Raw genomic sequence first — 17,811 nt, 5'->3', positions numbered from 1 at the left:
TCGCCGGCAAGCCAGCTCCTACAAGGTTGTGTCGATCACAGGTTTGAAATTGCCCCCGCCCCTGTAGGAGCCAGCTTGCTGGCGATGAGGCCCTTGAACCTTGCACTATTCTTGCGGACGCCATCACTGGCAAGTCGGCCCCCTGCAAATGCTCAAACTGAACTGCCCGCCCCCGCATCAGTCGCATACATAAGCCAGCCTGATTCAGAGGAGTCAAAGTGACCAGTGATTCCAAGCGCCAGACCGTCGAATCAAAGCCATTGAACACGCCGCCGGCGATTCATCGACTCAAAGTGCTGACGGTCAACACCCACAAGGGCTTCACCGCGCTAAACCGACGCTTCATCCTCCCGGAACTGCGTGAAGCGGTACGCAGTACATCCGCCGACCTGGTGTTCCTGCAGGAAGTCGTCGGCGAACACGAACGCCATTCTTCCCGCCTCAACAACTGGCCGCAGACCTCGCAATACGAGTTCCTCGCCGACAGCATGTGGAGCGATTTCGCCTACGGCCGCAATGCGGTCTACCCCAACGGTCACCACGGTAACGCGCTGCTGTCAAAATACCCGATCCGCGAATACCGCAACCTCGACGTCTCGATCACCGGCCCCGAGCGCCGCGGTCTGCTGCATTGCCTGCTCGACGTACCGGGCCACGCCGAAGTCCACGCGATTTGCGTACACCTGAGCCTGCTGGAAAGTCATCGTCAGTTGCAGCTCCAGTTACTCTGCCAACTGCTCGAGTCTTTACCCGACGATGCACCGGTGATCATCGCCGGCGACTTCAACGACTGGCAGCTACAAGGCAACGCCGCCCTAGCCCGCCACGACTACCTGCACGAAGCCTTCGAGCGCCACCATGGTCGCCCGGCAAAAACCTATCCAGCACGGTTTCCGCTACTGCGACTGGACCGGATTTATCTGCGCAATGCCAGCAGCCATGAGCCGCGGATATTGGGCAGCAAGCCGTGGACGCATCTGTCGGACCATTTGCCGTTGGCAGTGGAAGTGCGTCTTTAGTGTTTCAGGCATGATCCGTCAGGCATCATTGATATTGACAGTAATGTTCTAAGGGATGCGCCCGTGAATCTCGCCGTTCACATCGACTTTCTTACCGACCGTCGGCTGCTCAAACGCCTCTGGAACAATACTTTCACGATGATTTTTCGTACAAACAAGAACTTAGATAAGCGCCAAAAAACAATCAGTTGCAACGGCTAAATTACACATACCGCTTATCGTTCATTTTCTTGACGCGACGCCATCGGTCTTCTTGACTTGACGTTACTACCCCCGGAAGTACCACCCGGAGCAACCCCCAGACACCCGTCAAAACGGGCCGCCAGCGGCTTGCCCCAGTCCATTCGGTCGCCCCTCAATCAGGGGTAGGAGAGACGCCAGAGCGAGATACCACATGCGACTGCAAGGTAGACCTCCATGAAAACTTCATTCACCCCACAAGAGATAAAAGTTACTTTTTGCACGGTGTCGAGTTCACTCTTGCTGTGCTCATCCATGGAAGTGCAGGCCTCGCCTGCCGAGGAAGAAACTACCCCCTGGTATGACCAGGAGGTCCCGGTGCTCACCTTGCCCGCGCTCGCTACCAACTACCCCGGCCGCTTCAGCGCCAACCCTGATCTGCGAAGTTCACACCTGACCATCGAAGACGCTGCGCCCTCGGCCTGGGATCAGCTCTATGGACAGGCATCGCGTCAGGCACAAACCGATTATCTGTCCCAGGGATTCAGCATTCCTGGCGCCAACGAATTCAAAGGCCCGGCGATCCTCACCCTGCAAAGCGGTAGTGGCCATACCCAGCAGGTCGGGCTGATCGGCGGGATGAGCCAGTTTCAAGGCAACAGCAACGGCCTGCTGACCAGTCGCGCCCTTGCCGACCCCAACACCGACACCCTCAACCTGCAAGGCCAGAGCCTCGGCGCCTACTGGAGCCTGACCGGCCCACAGGGCTGGCACGTCGACTTGACGGCCAGTGGCGGTCGGGTCAACGGTTTCAGTCGTAATGAACAAGGGGCCCGACAAGCCGCCGAAGGCAGCGCAGTCACCTTCTCGGTGGAAGGCGGCTTTCCGATTGGTCTGGGCGACAACTGGGTGGTCGAACCCCAGGCGCAGTTGATCAATCAGCGCATCACCCTGGACACCCCGTACGCCGGTTCCGGCAACGCTTCGTCCAGCGACCTGACATCCTGGAGTGGCCGGGTCGGTGCACGGTTGAAAGGTAGCTACGACATCAACGGCCTCGGGGTCGAACCGTATGTGCGGACCAACTTGTGGCACACGGTGTACACCGGCAATACCGTGACCCTGGATCAGGTCGACAAGATAAGCACCAGCCGCTATTCATCGACGGTCGAAGTGGGTTTGGGCCTGGTGGCCAGAGTGACTCCCGCCGTGAGCCTGTATGTCAGCGCCGATTACAGCAGCAGTGTGGATGAAAATGATTTGAATGGGCTGATTGGCAGCCTTGGCGTGCGGATGCGCTGGTGAGCGTCGGTTTTCAAGAAATGCGTTGTCCCGGCTGACACCATCGCGGGCAAGTCGGGTCGTCGCACCGCTGCTCCCACAGGTACAGCGTGACCCCTGTGGGAGCGAGACCGGCTTGCCGGCGAATGGCAGCGACGCGTTTTTAGATCAACCCTCCGGCCGCAACATCAACACCGCCAACGGCGGCAAATTCAGCACCAAGGAAAGCGCCTGCCCATGGCTGGCCTCTTCCTCGGTAGACGCCCCGCCGCTGTTCCCGTAATTCGACCCGGCATACGTCGCCGCGTCACTGTTGATCACCTCAGTCCAGCGCCCCGCAAACGGCACGCCGATGCGATAGGCCTGACGCGGCACCGGCGTAAAGTTGGCCACCACCAGCACCGGCCGCCCATCCTTGCTCCAGCGCAGGAACGCGTAAACGCTGTTGATCGCGTCATCGCCAATCAACCACTGGAACCCTTGCGGCACGTCGTCCTGCTCATGCAACGCCGGTTCTTCGCGGTACAGCCGATTCAGGTCACCGACCAATGTCTTCACACCTTGGTGTTCCGGGTACTGCAGCAAGTACCAATCCAGCTGCTGATCATGATCCCACTCGCGCCACTGGCCAAACTCGCAGCCCATGAACAACAGCTTCTTGCCCGGATGCGCCCACATGAAGCTCAGGTACGCGCGCAGGTTGGCGAATTTCTGCCAGCGGTCGCCGGGCATTTTGTCGATCAGCGAGTGTTTGCCGTGGACCACTTCGTCGTGGGAGATCGGCAGAATGAAGCGCTCGGACCAGGCGTATACCAGGCCGAAACTCAGTTCGTTGTGATGATGCGCGCGGTACACCGGATCCTGCTGGATGTAATGCAGCGAATCGTGCATCCAGCCCATGTTCCATTTGTAATCGAAACCCAGGCCGCCCTGTTGCGTGCTCTGGCTCACGCCCGGCCACGCGGTGGATTCTTCGGCGATTACCAGTGCGCCAGGGGCTTCGAGGTTGACCACGTCGTTGAGGTGACGCAGGAAGTCGATCGCTTCAAGGTTCTCCCGCCCACCGTGACGGTTCGGCACCCATTCGCCGGCCTTGCGCGAGTAATCGCGATACAGCATCGACGCCACCGCATCGACGCGCAGGCCATCGACATGGAAATGCTTGAGCCAGTGCAGCCCCGACGCCAGCATGTAGCCGTGCACTTCGGTGCGTCCGAGGTTGTAGATCAGCGTGTCCCAATCCTGGTGGAAACCTTCCAGCGGGTTGCCGTATTCGTACAGCGCGGTGCCGTCGAATTGCGCCAGGCCGTGGACATCGGTCGGGAAATGCGCCGGCACCCAATCGAGGATGACGCCGATGTCGGCCAGGTGACAGGCGTTGACGAACGCGGCGAAGTCATCCGGTGAACCGTAGCGCGCACTCGGGGCGAATTGCGAGAGCAGTTGATAGCCCCACGAACCGCCGAACGGGTGCTCCATGATCGGCATCAGCTCAATGTGGGTGAAGCCCAGATCCTTGACGTACGGGATCAACCGTTCACCCAGTTCGTGCCAGGTGTACTGACGCGCGACTTCACCCAGATCGTCCAGTTCGCACTGCCAGGAGCCAGCGTGCAATTCGTAGATCGACAGCGGCGCGCTCGGTTGTGAACGCTCGACGCGTGCCTGCATCCACGCGTGATCCTGCCATTCGATGCTCAGCGGTGAGGCGACTTTCGACGCGGTGTCCGGCGGCAGCGCGGTGGCCAGGGCCATCGGATCGGCCTTGAGCGGCAGAATGCCGTGGGCGCCGAGGATCTCGTACTTGTAAGCCTCGCCTGCCTGCATGCGCGGGATGAACACTTCCCAGACGCCGGTCGGGTGACGCGAGCGCATCGGGTGGCGACGCCCATCCCAGTTATTGAAATCGCCGACCACCGACACCCGTCTGGCGTTGGGTGCCCACACGGCGAAACGCACGCCGTCGACGCCGTCGACGTTTTTCAGCTGCGCACCGAGGCAACTGCTCAAGTCGCGGTGATTGCCCTCGGCGAACAGGTACAAGTCCATTTCACCGAGCAACGGGCCAAAGCTGTAAGGGTCCTCGGACACCTGTTCGCCACCGGCCCAACGGGTACGCAGCACATACGGCTGCGCGTGCTCGAAATGCCCGACAAACAACCCCGGCGTCTGGGTGGCTTCAAGGCTGCCGAGTTCTTCGCCGGAGTCCTTGGCCAGCACCTGCACGCTCAGCGCGTCAGGTAGATAAGCCCGAATAAATTGCCCGCCAGCACCATCGCCATGGGGGCCGAGGATTGCAAAGGGGTCGTGATGTTCAGCGCGTACCAGCGCATCAATGTCCCGGGACCTGGGCAGTAACGCCTCTCTAGCGTGACCCTGTTCCTTGTTCGAGAAACTCATGACTACTCTCCACCAAGATCGGAAAAGGGTTTAAGCCCACTCAATAATCCATATAAACCGTGCAACGGCACGGGCAACCAGGTGGGCCGATTCTCTGCCTCATAGGCCACCTCATACGCCGCTTTTTCCAGACCGAACAACGCCAGCGCGGCGTCCTCGCCTTCCGGATCTTGCCACGCATGAGCAAGACTAGCTGCCGCCAGCCGATAAGCGTCGACAAATGCCTGTCGCGCTTCACTTAAATAGCGATCGGCAACGCGCTGACGGGCCGCCTGCACATCGGAGGTCTGATCGGCGTTGTGCACGCTGATCGTCATCGCCGCAGCGTAGTCGAAGGAACGCAACACGCCGCTGACATCTTTATAGGGGCTGTGTTTGCCGCGCCGTTCGGCCAGTGGCCGCGCCGGTTCGCCTTCGAAGTCGATCAGGTACGCATCCCCCTTGATCACCAGCACCTGACCGAGGTGCAAGTCGCCGTGGACGCGAATCCGCAGACCACCGACTGCTTTTTTACCCAGTTCCTGGACGTGGGCGAGGATGGCTTTTTTGTTGTCCAGTAAACGGCTGACCAGGGTTTTGTCCGCCGGGTTCAGTTCGCTTTGATGCTGTTTGAGCAACTTCAGCGCGTGCTCCAGTTGCGCCGCGACATCCTTGGCCGAGGCCAGGGCGTCTTTTTGCGTAGTGACGTGCGGGGCGAAGTCCGGGTCGTCGGTAGACGCCGCCAGCACCAGGTGCATTTCACCCAGGCGCTGACCGAGCATAGCGGCGAAGTCTTTCAATTCGCCGAGGGCGTTGTAATGCTGCTCCTGCTCGGACATCGCGTCGGCCAGTTCATCGCGCAGCGCCCGTTCGAGGTTGTTCTGCGTCCATTCCCACGCATCGCCCTGATTGCTCAAATAGCCTTGGGCGATCATCAGCAGATTGTCTTCGCCCTTGGCGTCGCGGCGAACCACCGAGCCCAGCAGCGGCGAGATATTGGCAAAGCCTGCGTTGGTCAGGTACGCGCTCATTTCCAGTTCCGGGTGCACGCCCGAGGCGATCTTGCGGATCAGCTTCAGCACCATGGTTTTGCCCACCACCACCGAACTGTTGGACTGCTCGGCGGACAGGTAACGCACTTCCGATTCCGCCGTCAGCCCCAGGCCGGCCAGTGCGGCAGTCGGCTCGAAACGGATTTCGCCGCCATCGGAAGGCAACACCGTGTTGTCCTGCATGGCTGACAGCACGGCGCGGATGAAGTGTTCGAGGCTGAAGGCATCGGTGATCAAACCCACCTGCGGTCCGCGTCGTACGCGCGACAAAGCCAGTTGCTGCGGCAACGCCGGCCCGACCTGATCGTCCGCAATGAAACCGAACGGCAACTGGTAACGACTGGTCTGGCCGCCGCTGGTGACTTCGATTTCACTCAACAGCACCGGATGCTGCGCATCACCGAAACGCACGCCGTAGGCCAGGTTGACCTTGTCGATGGCAGCGTCCTTGCCGGCGAACCAACGCCGGTTCTGCAACCAGCTTGGCAAGATGCTCTGCTCCAGCGTGCCACGGGACGGCGTTTCGAGCAGTTCCTCCATGCGCTTCTTCAGCACCAGCGTGGTGAAGTCCGGCAGGCTTTGCGCCGGCTCGACGTGCCAGCTCGGCATCTGGTTTTCTGCTGCCAGTACAAACCAATAGAAACCGTACGGTGCCAGGGTCAGGAGAAAATTCAATTGCCCAATCGGCGGGAACGCATTCCCGCCGAGCATCTCCACCGGCACCATGCCGACGTAGGCCGACAGGTCGAGCTCTGCCGCTTGCGCGCTGCGGGACACGTTGGCCACGCACAGGATGATTTCGTGCTTGCCGTCGGCCCCGGTGAATTCACGGGTGTAGGCCAGAATCCGGCGGTTGCTCGGCGACAGCATTTTCAGGGTGCCACGACCGAAGGCCTTGGACTGCTTGCGCACCGCGAGCATGCGGCGGGTCCAGTTCAGCAGCGAATGCGGGTCGCCGGCCTGGGTTTCGACGTTGACCGACAGGTAACCGTATTGCGGGTCCATGATCGGCGGCAGCACCAGGCTCGCCGGGTCGGCGCGGGAAAACCCGCCGTTACGGTCGATCGACCATTGCATCGGCGTGCGCACGCCATCGCGGTCGCCGAGGTAGATGTTGTCGCCCATGCCGATTTCATCGCCGTAATACAGCGTCGGCGTGCCGGGCATCGACAGTAACAGGCTATTGAGCAATTCCACGCGACGACGATCACGCTCCATCAGCGGCGCGAGGCGACGGCGAATCCCCAGGTTGATCCGCGCGCGACGGTCGGCGGCGTAGTAATTCCACAGGTAATCGCGCTCCTTGTCGGTGACCATTTCCAGGGTCAGCTCATCGTGGTTGCGCAGGAAAATCGCCCACTGACAGTTGGCGGGGATCTCCGGGGTCTGGCGCAGAATGTCGGTGATCGGGAAACGGTCTTCCTGGGCCAGCGCCATGTACATCCGCGGCATCAACGGGAAGTGAAAGGCCATGTGGCATTCGTCGCCGTTCAGGCCTTTTGTATCGGTGTCGCCGAAGTACAACTGGGTGTCTTCCGGCCACTGGTTGGCCTCGGCCAGCAGCATGCGGTCGGGATAATTGGCGTCGATTTCGGCACGGATCTGCTTGAGGACATCGTGGGTCTCGGGCAGGTTTTCGTTGTTGGTGCCGTCGCGCTCGATGAGGTACGGAATCGCATCCAGACGCAAACCGTCGATGCCCATGTCCAGCCAATAACGCATGACCGAGAGCACGGCTTTCATGACCTGCGGGTTATCGAAGTTCAGGTCCGGCTGGTGGGAATAGAAGCGGTGCCAGAAGTACTGGCCGGCGACCGGGTCCCAGGTCCAGTTGGATTTCTCGGTGTCGAGAAAAATGATGCGGGTGCCGTCGTATTTTTGATCGTCATCGGACCAGACGTAAAAGTCCCGCGCGGCCGAGCCGGGCTTGGCTTTGCGCGCACGCTGGAACCAGGCGTGCTGGTCCGAGGTGTGATTGATGACCAGCTCGGTAATCACCCGCAAGCCACGTTTGTGCGCTTCAGAGATAAAGCGTTTTGCGTCAGCCATGGTGCCGTAATCGGGGTGCACGCCGCGGTATTCGGCAATGTCGTAACCGTCATCGCGTCGTGGCGACGGGTAAAACGGCAGAAGCCAGATGGTGTTGACGCCGAGGTCGGCAATGTAATCGAGTTTGGCGATAAGGCCGGGAAAGTCGCCGATCCCGTCGTTGTTGGAGTCGAAAAAAGACTTAACGTGAACCTGGTAGATCACCGCATCCTTGTACCAGAGCGGGTCCTTGATAAACGTGGCTGCCTTGGGTTTCTTCGCCATTTGAAACTCCTGTTGAGTTCGAGAAGGTCGCTGGGCCGTACACAGTCCTCCGACGCGATGATTTCCCTGTAGGAGCCGGCTTGCCGGCGATAGCGCTTTGCATTCAACAGTTCCGTTGACTGACCCGTCGCCATCGCCAGCAAGCTGGCTCCTACAAGTCCTGCGTTTAGACGGTGATGCGCCAGATCCCGAACGGCTGATGCGCCGGGTCGATCCGCATGAACTGGTACTTGCCGTGCCAGGTCCAGCGATGCCCGTTCATCAAATCCTCACCCTGGGTGCTGGCGTCGTCGGACAAACCCATTTCCCACAGCGGCAATTCGAAATTCGCTTCCTGAACGTTGTGCGGATCGAGGCTGACGGCCACCAGAATGAAATTGCTGCCATCGGCGCTGCGCTTGCCGAAATACAGAATGTTGTCATTCCAGGCGTTGTAGACCCTTAGCCCCAAATGCGTGTGCAGCGCCGGGTTTTGCCGACGAATGCGATTGAGCTGCGCGATCTCGGCGATGATGTTGCCGGGCGCATTGAAGTCCCTTGGGCGGATCTCGTACTTCTCGGAATCGAGGTATTCCTCCTTCCCCGGCACAGGGGCGGCTTCACAGAGTTCGAACCCTGAATACATGCCCCACAACCCGGAGCCCATGGTCGCCAGCGCCGCACGGATGAGAAAACCGGCGCGCCCCGACTCATGCAGAAACGCCGGGTTGATGTCTGGCGTATTGACGAAGAAATTCGGCCGGTAGCATTCGCGCCACGGCGATTCGTTGAGCTCGGTGAAGTACGTCGACAGTTCATGCTTGGTGTTGCGCCAGGTGAAATAGGTGTAGCTCTGCGAATACCCCACCTTGCCCAGGCGCGCCATCATCGCCGGCGTGGTGAAGGCTTCGGCGAGAAAAATCACCTCCGGGTACAGCGCCCGCACATCGGCGATCAGCCACTGCCAGAACGGCAACGGTTTGGTGTGCGGGTTGTCGACGCGAAAGATCTTCACGCCCTCCTCGACCCAGCCGACCACGATGTCGCGCAACTCGACCCACAGACTGGGGATCGCCTCGACCGCATAGAAGTCGACGTTGACTATGTCCTGGTATTTCTTCGGCGGGTTCTCGGCGTATTTGATGGTGCCGTCCGGGCGCCAGTTGAACCAGCCGGGGTGCTGTTTGAGCCACGGATGGTCCTGGGAACACTGGATGGCAAAGTCGAGCGCGATTTCCAGGCCATGGTCAGCCGCTGCAGCCACCAGCCGACGGAAGTCTTCGCGGGTGCCCAGCTCCTTATGAATCGCCTCATGCCCGCCCTCTTCACTGCCAATGGCATAGGGGCTGCCCGGATCGTCGGGGCCAGCGGTGAGCGAATTGTTCGGGCCCTTGCGGTAGCTGCGTCCGATCGGGTGGATCGGCGGAAAGTACAGCACGTCGAACCCCATGTCGTGGATCATCGGCAGCCGCGAATGCACGTCGTTGAAGGTGCCGTGACGGGCCGGGTCATCGGTGATCGAACGCGGGAACAACTCATACCAACTGGCAAACTGCGCGAGCTCGCGTTCGACATCCAGCGGATACTCGGCGCTCAGGCTCAAATAAGCGTGGTGATCGGCCTCGGCCATCAGGTCAGCGCTACGCTGGTGCAAAAACAGTGCGACCTGCTCGGTTTCGAGCAACCCGGACAATTCATGGTGCAGCGCGGCCAGCGCTTCGCTGAGTGGTCCTTCAGTGCGTTCGGCCGCCTGCTGGACCTGATTGCGCCCCTCCTGCAACTCAAGACTGACCGGCACCCGGGCCGTGTACTTTTTTTCCAGCTCATAACAGAAGCTGGCGAACTGATCGACCCAGGCTTCGATGCAGAACACATAACGGCCTTGGCGGTCGACGCGGAACTGGCCTTGATAACCGTTGTTGCCCAACTCGCCCATGACTTCGCTCTGCCAGACCTCATCGTCGGCGGCACGCCAGCGGACCCGGACGGCCAGTTTGTCATGACCGTCGGCGAAGACTTTGCTGGTGACGACCACGTCTTGCCCCACCACCGCTTTAACGGCGAATTGCCCGCCATCGAGGGTCGGCATGGTGTTTTCGATGGCGATGCGCGGTAGCAGTAACGCCTGCGACAGCGGCATATGAGGGTTGTAGTTGAGCTCTGTGGGTTTTTCAGCAGTCATCGAGCATCTCTCCTTCACGCCCCATGGACGCTCTTGTACCTGGTCGTCATTCGCGCAAGGCCAGCGGCCCCGGAATGAACTCACTTAAGTTCCGAGCGACGGGCGCCGGTAAAGTTCACGGGGATTTGCCTGGGTATCCGGTGGAATCAATTCCTGCGCGAAGTGGTCAACACACTTAAGCACGACTTGCGCCATGTGCCACTGGAGGCTTCAACGATGAGTATTCCAATCCCGGCAGAAACGCCCGATCCGAACATCGACCAACCGACGATTCCGCCGACAGAGCCGCAGCCTGTACCCGAGCAGGCCCCGCCAGGCACTACCCCGCCACCGCGTGAAGATCCGCCAGAAACCATCCCGCCGGTAATCGTCAGTCCCGAATGATGCCGCGCCCCCTGTAGGAGCCAGCTTGCTGGCGATAGCGGTTTACAACGCACCATTTGCATTGATTGACACACCGCTATCGCCAGCAAGCCGGCTCCTACAGGACCGTGTCAGTCTTTGTTTTCGAGTAGCTTCACGATCCTCGGCATCACGCTGAAAATCGCCAACGCCAGCAACGCACTGAACACCGCCGTCGCCTCACGCCCCAACCCGGCGGAAACACCAATCGCCGCAGTCATCCACAACCCGGCAGCGGTGGTCAGGCCTTTCACGTGGCCTTCATCACCGTCCTGGTTTTTCAGGATGGTCCCGGCACCGAGAAAGCCGATCCCGGCGATCACGCCCTGCACCACGCGGCTCATGGCATCCGCCTGAGAACCGGACATTTGCGGCACCAGCACAAACAAAGCCGCGCCAAGCGCGACCAACATGTGCGTTCGCACTCCGGCCGCCTTGCCCTTGTGTTCACGCTCGAACCCCAGAATCCCGCCCAAAATCGCCGCTATCAGCAATCTGACGGTAATTCGTGTCAGTTGTGAGGCGTCACCGATGTCGGCGAACTCCGCTTGCAGCGTCACCCAAACCTCATGCCACCAGGCGTTCATGGTGCAATCCTTGTAGATGCTCGATAGAGGATGGACCGCGCCGACCATTAATCGGTTGCACAGAACGATGGCGGCCAGAGGTGCCCTAACAGTCAAGAACCCGCAGAAAAAGGACCTCTCCATGACTGTGCGCATCGAAAACCAGACCTGCTTCTTCATCACGCAGAACGGCGAAGAAATCCGTCTGTGCCCCGACGTCACCATCATCACCGACGGCGCCAAGGCCATGTCGGCGGTAGACATCGACGGCCAGCGCATTTACATCACCGAAGCAGAAGCCGATGCATTGACCGTAGCAGGCGCAGTGGACGGTCGACGGCATCTAAAGGCAACCAACAGTGATTCGGTGATTTGACTGACCCTGATCAACATCACGCGCGGACGTCTGATATAGGCGCCAGCGCCCCGTTTTGACGGGTGCATCAACTTGTCGCAGGGCGAGGCTCAACGCTCATCTGATCCGCTTTTTATTGCGATACCTGAGTCTGTTATGCAAACAGATCGCCGCTCATAGTGCTCATGCCTGATGGAGGCTGATGAGCGAAAGACCATGAGCGAAAGAATCCCCGTCCGAACCGTAGAAACATTTGAGCCTTCGCGTCCAAAGATGAAGGCCAAGTCCAGCGACAACCTGATCCACACCCGCAGCTTCACCGGCCTGTTCCGAACCCTGCGCCTGAGCGGTGCGGGATTTCTGTTCCTGCTGTTTTTCGGCACCGTGTGGTTGAACTGGGGTGGCCGTCAGGCCGTGCTCTGGGACCTTTCCGAAAGCAAATTCCACATCTTCGGTGCGACCTTCTGGCCGCAGGATTTCATTCTGCTGTCGGCGCTGCTGATCATTGCCGCGTTCGGTCTGTTTGCGATCACCGTGTTTGCCGGCCGGGTCTGGTGCGGCTACACCTGCCCGCAGAGTTCCTGGACCTGGATCTTCATGTGGTGCGAGAAGATCACCGAAGGCGAGCGTAACCAGCGAATCAAGCTGCAAGCCGCGCCCTGGGGCGTGAATAAACTGATGCGTCGCTCGGCCAAGCACACGCTGTGGCTGGCGATCAGTTTGATGACGGGCCTGACGTTTGTCGGTTACTTCACGCCGATCCGCCCGCTGGCCGAAGAGTTGCTGACCTTGCAGATGGGCGGTGTCAGCCTGTTTTGGGTGCTGTTTTTCACCGGCGCGACTTACATCAACGCCGGTTGGCTGCGCGAAGCGGTGTGCATGCACATGTGTCCGTATGCACGGTTCCAGAGTGTGATGTTCGACAAGGACACGCTGACCATTTCCTACGATGTCGCCCGTGGCGAAAACCGTGGCCCACGCAAACGTGAGGTGAAACCAGCCGACGTCGGCCTTGGTGATTGCATCGATTGCCAGCTGTGTGTGCAGGTCTGCCCGACCGGCATCGACATCCGCGATGGCTTGCAGATGGAGTGCATCGGGTGCGCCGCGTGTATCGACGCCTGCGATTCGATCATGGACAAAATGGGCTATTCCCGTGGCCTGATCAGCTACACCTCGGAGCACGAGTTGCAAGGTGGCAAAACGCATCTGCTGCGGCCACGGCTGATCGGGTACACCGCGGTGTTGCTGGTGATGATCGGCGCCCTCGCCCTCGCGCTGGTGGAACGGCCGATGGTGTCGCTGGACGTCAGCAAGGACCGTGGTCTGTTCCGCGAGAACAGCCAGGGGCAGATCGAAAACATCTACAGCCTGAAGGTCATCAACAAGACCCAGCAACGTCAGGACTACCGCCTGACCCTGGTCGATGGCGACGGCTTCCAGTTGCAAGGCAAGACTGAACTGAGCCTGGCACCGGGTGAAATTGTCGACGTGCCGGTGTCCGTGGCGATGACCACCGAACGGCCAAGCAGCAGCTCGCAGAGCATCAGTTTCAAGATCGTCGACAGCGATGAACCTGAGATTTATAGCGTGGCCAAAAGCCGGTTTGTTGCGCCGATGAACCGTTGATCCCTTAGACTGCGGTGCTGCCATTCGCGGGCAAGCCTCGCTCCTACGGTACGATGGTGTCTGTAGGAGCGAGGCTCGCCCGCGAAGATGTCACCTCGATTTTCCTGAATGACACCGAACCGGGCTTTAAATGAAACGCTACGAAAAATTCGCCGACGACATCGCTGAACTGATCCGCTCCGGCGTCCTCGGCCCCGGCCAGCGCGTGCCCTCGGTGCGCTATGCCAGCCAGACCTACGGCGTCAGCCCGTCCACGGTGTTCCAGGCCTATTACCTGTTGGAGCGCCGCGGCCTGATCCGCGCCCGCCCGCGTTCCGGCTACTTCGTCAACACCCATGCGCCGAGCCCGTTTTCAGAGCCGGTGATCAGCAGCCAGGTCAACGAGTCCACCGAAGTCGACGTCAGCGAACTGGTGTTCTCGGTCCTCGACTCGATCAAAGACCCCAACACCGTGCCCTTCGGCTCGGCGTTCCCCAGCCCGACCCTGTTTCCGTTGCAACGCTTGTCCCGCTCCCTGGCCAGCGCCGCCCGGGACATGGACCCGCGCATGGTCGTCACCGACATGTCACCAGGCAACCCGCAACTGCGCCGGCAAATCGCCCTGCGCTACATGGTCGGCGGCCTGATGCTGCCCATGGAAGAGCTGCTGATCACCAACGGCGCCCTCGAAGCGTTGAACCTGTGCCTGCAAGCCGTCACTGAACCCGGCGACCTGGTGGCCATCGAAGCCCCTGCGTTCTACGCCTGCCTGCAAATCCTCGAACGGCTGAAACTCAAAGCCGTGGAAATCCCCGTGCACCCACGTGACGGCATCGACCTCGGCGTGCTCGCGCAAACCCTGGAACGCCACCCGATCAAGGCCTGCTGGTGCATGACCAGTTTCCAGAACCCCATGGGCGCCACCATGCCCGAGGCCAAGAAACAGGAACTGGTGGAGCTGTTGCGCAGCCATCAAGTGCCGCTGATCGAAGATGACGTTTACGCAGAACTCTATTACGGGCAGCAGGCGCCAAAACCGGCGAAAGCGTTCGATACCGAAGGGTTGGTGATGCACTGCGGCTCGTTCGCCAAGAGCCTCGCCCCTGGTTATCGAATTGGCTGGGTGGCTGCCGGGCGCTATGCGCAGAAGATTGAGCGGTTGAAGTTGATGACCTCGCTGTGCGCATCGATGCCGGCACAGGCGGCCATTGCCGACTACCTGCAACATGGCGGCTATGACCGGCATCTGCGCAAACTGCGTTATGCGCTGGAAGAGCAGCAAAGTGCAATGCTGGCGGCGATTGCGCGCTATTTCCCGGCACAGACTCGCGTCAGCCAACCGGCCGGCGGGTATTTTTTGTGGCTGGAATTGCCGCCACAGATGGACTCGTTGAAGTTGTTTCAGATGGCATTGGCGCAAGGGATCAGCATTGCGCCGGGGCCGATATTTTCACCGGCGCAGCGGTTCAGGAATTGTATTCGACTGAATTATGGCAGCCCCTGGAATGAGGCTTCAGAGAAGGCGATGGAGACGTTGGGGCGGATTGTGCGGTCGTTCTGAAGGTTTGATAGTGTTTGGTCTATCGCCTTCGCGAGCAGGCTCGCTCCTACAGTTGACCGTGTTCCACTGTGGGAGCGGGCTTGCCCGCGAAAGAGCCGGAACAGGCAAAGCAACTTTCGAGACTAACGCCCGCCTCCAAGATCAACAAACGTCCCCGTCGCATACGACGCCTTGTCCGACAACAACCACACAATCGCTTCCGCCACTTCATCCGGCCGGCCACCGCGTGCCATCGGTATTGCCGATTCCAGTTTGCTGACCCGGTCCGGATCGCCGCTCAGTGCATGGAAATCGGTGTAGATATAACCGGGGCGTACGGCGTTGACGCGGATACCTTCGCCGGCCACTTCCTTGGACAGGCCGACGGTGAAGGTGTCGAGCGCGCCTTTGGAGGACGCGTAGTCGACGTATTCGTTGGGGGCGCCCAAGCGTGCGGCTACCGAGGAGACGTTGACGATGCTGCCACCCTGGCCGCCATGTTTGGGAGACATGCGCAGGATCGCGTGTTTGGCGCAGAGGATCGGCGCCAGGACGTTGGTTTTGAGAATTTTGAGGATGCGGAATTCGGACATTTCGTCGACCCGGGATTTGTGCCCTACGGTGCCGGCGTTGTTGACCAGCGCGGTGACCCGGCCCAGTTCGGTGTCGACCCGGTGAAACAAGGCGATCACTTCGTCTTCGATGCTGACGTCGGCACGGACCGCGATGGCTTGGGCGCCGAGGGCGCGGACTTGCTCGAGCACACGGTGCGCAGCTTCTTCGTCGGATTGATAGTTGATGCAGATCCGATAGCCCTGTTCGGCGGCCAACAAGGCTGTGGCGGCACCGATGCCGCGGCTGCCGCCGGTGATGACGATGACTTTGTCCATGCGAGCTTTCCCCGTTCAAGCGTAAGCAGTCGGGGGCAAGAATAACCGTCATCGGCGTTTTTTGCATGGGGTGTTGTGGTGTCCGGGCGGACGCCATCGCCGGCAAGCCAGCGCCTACAAGGTTTTGTGGCGGGCCTGAACGATCTGAACAACACGGTCTGTAGGAGCCGGCTTGCTGGCGATAGCGTCCTCGAAATCGACGTAAATCTCACGGGCCCCATCGCCAGCAAGCCGGCACCTACAGGGAGTGTAACTCGGCGGTAAGCGGTAACGCGGTCGCACGCTCCGCTCGAAGGATGTCGACCATGAAGCGCTCCGCCGGCAGCGGGTGCCCCAGCAGGTAACCCTGCAACGAATCACAGCCCAGCTGGGTCAGGAAATCCTGCTGCACGTCGGTTTCCACCCCTTCGGCGACAATCCGCAAACCCAGTGCCTGGCCCAGCGCGACGATGGCGGAAACGATCGCGGCGTCGTCGCTGTCGCGTTCCAGGTCGCGGACAAAACCGCGGTCGATTTTCAGTTCATTGGCCGGCAAACGCTTGAGGTACATCAAACTCGAATAGCCAGTGCCAAAGTCATCGATGGACAGGTCGACGCCCATCTCCGATAGCTCGTTAAGCACCGTCATGCTCGCATCGGCATCACTCATGGCGGTGGTTTCGGTGATTTCCAGGGTCAGGCTGTTGGCCGGCAAATGGTGCGTGGCCAGGGCTTTGGCGACACTTTGAACCAAACCTGCATGGCAAAACTGCAGGGCCGAGAGGTTCACCGCGATGCGCCAGTCGGTGTAGCCGAGTACGTACCACTCGCGCATCTGGCGGCAGGCTTCGTTGAGCACCCAGTCGCCAATCGGAATGATCAGACCGGTCTTCTCCGCCAGCTCGATGAATTTGTCCGGCAGCAGCATGCCCTGAGTCGGGTGCACCCAACGCAACAGCGCTTCGGCGCCGACCGGCCGGCCATTGCTGGCGTCGAACTTAGGCTGGTAATAGAGGCTGAACTGTTGCTGGTCCACGGCATTACGCAGGTCTTGCAGCAATTGCAGTTGTTTGCGCGCGTTGCTGTTCATCGAGGCGTCGAAGAAGCTGTAGCCGTTTTTGCCCGCGCCCTTGGCGTGATACATCGCCGCATCGGCATTCATCAGCAGCTCTTCGGCCGTCTGGCCGTTGCCCGGATAGAGGGCGATACCGACACTGGCTGAAATCTGCAAATCATGTTCGGCAACACGGAACGAGCGCGCGATCATTCCAACCTGACGGGCCGCCAGGTTCAGGGCGTCATGTTCGTCGCGCAGTTGCACCAGCAAGACAAATTCGTCACCGCCGATCCGCGCCAGGGTGTCCTGGCTGCGCAGATCCTCGCGCAGGCGCAAGCCGACTTCCCGCAGCAGCAGGTCGCCCATGTGATGGCCAAAGGCATCGTTGACCGGTTTGAAACCGTCCAGATCGATGAACATCAATGCAAAACAACCGCCCTGCTCCTGCACCTTCGACATGGCCTGGCCGATGCGGTCGGCCAGCAATACCCGGTTCGGCAAACCGGTCAGGGTGTCGTGCAGCGCCAGTTGGGTGAGTTCACGATTGGCTTCGGTCAGCGAGCGGGCCAGGTCGGCGGTGCGCGCCTCCAGACGCGCATCCAGAATCGAGGTGAGCAAGGCGATGCTCAACACCGCCAGCGTGGTGATCAAGACCAGGCTGTCCAGGCCCTTGCCGCTTAAACCGTTGACGGCCGCGCCACAAAAACTGCCGTCCGGAAACTGCGCTGCGGCCATGGCGGTGTAATGCATGCCGACGATGGCGATGCCCATGATCACCGCCGCGCCGCCGCGAATCAGCCGGACGTAAGGTGTGTGCTTGCGCAGGCGGAAGGCGATCCATAACGCCGCGCCCGAGGCGCCAACGGCTATCAGCAGCGATGCGCTGAACAGCGCCGGGTCGTAATCGATGCCCGGCTGCATGCTCATGGCGGCCATGCCGGTGTAATGCATGGCGCTGATGCCGGCACCCATCACCAGTGCGCCGAACGCCAGTTGCCAGGCCGGTAATTGTGGCTGGGTGACCAGCCA

12 protein-coding genes are annotated in these 17,811 nt (G+C 60.4%); 6 read left to right on the top strand and 6 right to left on the bottom strand.

Going from position 1 to position 17,811, the window contains the following annotated elements; all coding sequences use genetic code 11:
- Positions 1-218: 218 nt before the first annotated feature.
- The gene (locus PMI32_RS00495; protein ID WP_008035618.1) at positions 219-1,019 is read left to right on the top strand and encodes an endonuclease/exonuclease/phosphatase family protein; all 801 of its coding nucleotides are present in this window, start codon (positions 219-221) and stop codon (positions 1,017-1,019) included.
- 417 nt (positions 1,020-1,436) lie between these two features.
- On the top strand, positions 1,437-2,504 hold the full coding sequence (locus tag PMI32_RS00500) for an autotransporter domain-containing protein (RefSeq protein WP_008035617.1): 1,068 nt from the start codon (positions 1,437-1,439) through the stop codon (positions 2,502-2,504).
- Positions 2,505-2,648: 144 nt separating this feature from the next.
- On the opposite strand, the gene glgB is transcribed toward PMI32_RS00500, so the two are convergent.
- From glgB to PMI32_RS00515, 3 genes are all read right to left on the bottom strand, one after another.
- Positions 2,649-4,880, bottom strand: coding sequence for a 1,4-alpha-glucan branching protein GlgB (gene glgB / locus PMI32_RS00505; protein WP_008035616.1), 2,232 nt, complete (start codon positions 4,878-4,880; stop codon positions 2,649-2,651).
- A gap of 2 nt (positions 4,881-4,882) precedes the next feature.
- Entirely contained in the window at positions 4,883-8,224 is a 3,342-nt protein-coding gene (gene treS, locus PMI32_RS00510) for a maltose alpha-D-glucosyltransferase (RefSeq protein ID WP_008035615.1), read from the bottom strand.
- Between the two features lie 166 nt (positions 8,225-8,390).
- Positions 8,391-10,385, bottom strand: coding sequence for an alpha-1,4-glucan--maltose-1-phosphate maltosyltransferase (locus PMI32_RS00515; protein WP_008035614.1), 1,995 nt, complete (start codon positions 10,383-10,385; stop codon positions 8,391-8,393).
- Between the two features lie 216 nt (positions 10,386-10,601).
- Here PMI32_RS00515 and PMI32_RS30495 point away from each other — a divergent pair, with 216 nt between their 5' ends.
- Positions 10,602-10,769: a hypothetical protein gene (locus PMI32_RS30495; protein ID WP_008035613.1), complete on the top strand. Its 168-nt coding sequence runs from the start codon at positions 10,602-10,604 to the stop codon at positions 10,767-10,769.
- A gap of 110 nt (positions 10,770-10,879) precedes the next feature.
- Here the strand turns inward: PMI32_RS30495 and PMI32_RS00520 are convergent, their stop codons facing one another.
- On the bottom strand, positions 10,880-11,374 hold the full coding sequence (locus PMI32_RS00520) for an MgtC/SapB family protein (RefSeq protein ID WP_008035606.1): 495 nt from the start codon (positions 11,372-11,374) through the stop codon (positions 10,880-10,882).
- A gap of 121 nt (positions 11,375-11,495) precedes the next feature.
- On the opposite strand from PMI32_RS00520, the gene PMI32_RS00525 reads away from it, so the two are divergent.
- The 3 genes from PMI32_RS00525 to mapR all read left to right on the top strand — a co-directional run bounded on the left by PMI32_RS00525 (position 11,496) and on the right by mapR (position 14,877).
- A complete protein-coding gene (locus PMI32_RS00525; protein WP_008035603.1) occupies positions 11,496-11,729 on the top strand; it encodes a DUF3203 family protein in 234 nt (77 codons plus the stop codon).
- A gap of 195 nt (positions 11,730-11,924) precedes the next feature.
- Positions 11,925-13,337, top strand: a complete 1,413-nt coding sequence (ccoG, locus tag PMI32_RS00530) for a cytochrome c oxidase accessory protein CcoG (RefSeq protein ID WP_008035601.1) — start codon at positions 11,925-11,927, stop codon at positions 13,335-13,337.
- Positions 13,338-13,467: 130 nt separating this feature from the next.
- Complete coding sequence (gene mapR, locus PMI32_RS00535) at positions 13,468-14,877, top strand: GntR family transcriptional regulator MpaR (protein ID WP_008035599.1); 1,410 nt, start codon at positions 13,468-13,470, stop codon at positions 14,875-14,877.
- 122 nt (positions 14,878-14,999) lie between these two features.
- On the opposite strand, the gene PMI32_RS00540 is transcribed toward mapR, so the two are convergent.
- Together PMI32_RS00540 and PMI32_RS00545 are read right to left on the bottom strand one after the other, a co-directional pair.
- A complete protein-coding gene (locus PMI32_RS00540) occupies positions 15,000-15,746 on the bottom strand; it encodes an SDR family oxidoreductase (protein WP_008035597.1) in 747 nt (248 codons plus the stop codon).
- Positions 15,747-15,984: 238 nt separating this feature from the next.
- On the bottom strand, positions 15,985-17,811 hold a 1,827-nt coding region (locus PMI32_RS00545; protein ID WP_008035595.1), incomplete at its 5' end, for a putative bifunctional diguanylate cyclase/phosphodiesterase.

The organism is Pseudomonas sp. GM60 (assembly GCF_000282415.1).
Classification (GTDB): Bacteria; Pseudomonadota; Gammaproteobacteria; order Pseudomonadales; family Pseudomonadaceae; genus Aquipseudomonas; species Aquipseudomonas migulae.
The sequence above is the reverse complement of the archived record's forward strand: the minus strand, read 5'-3'. Positions and strand labels throughout refer to the sequence as shown.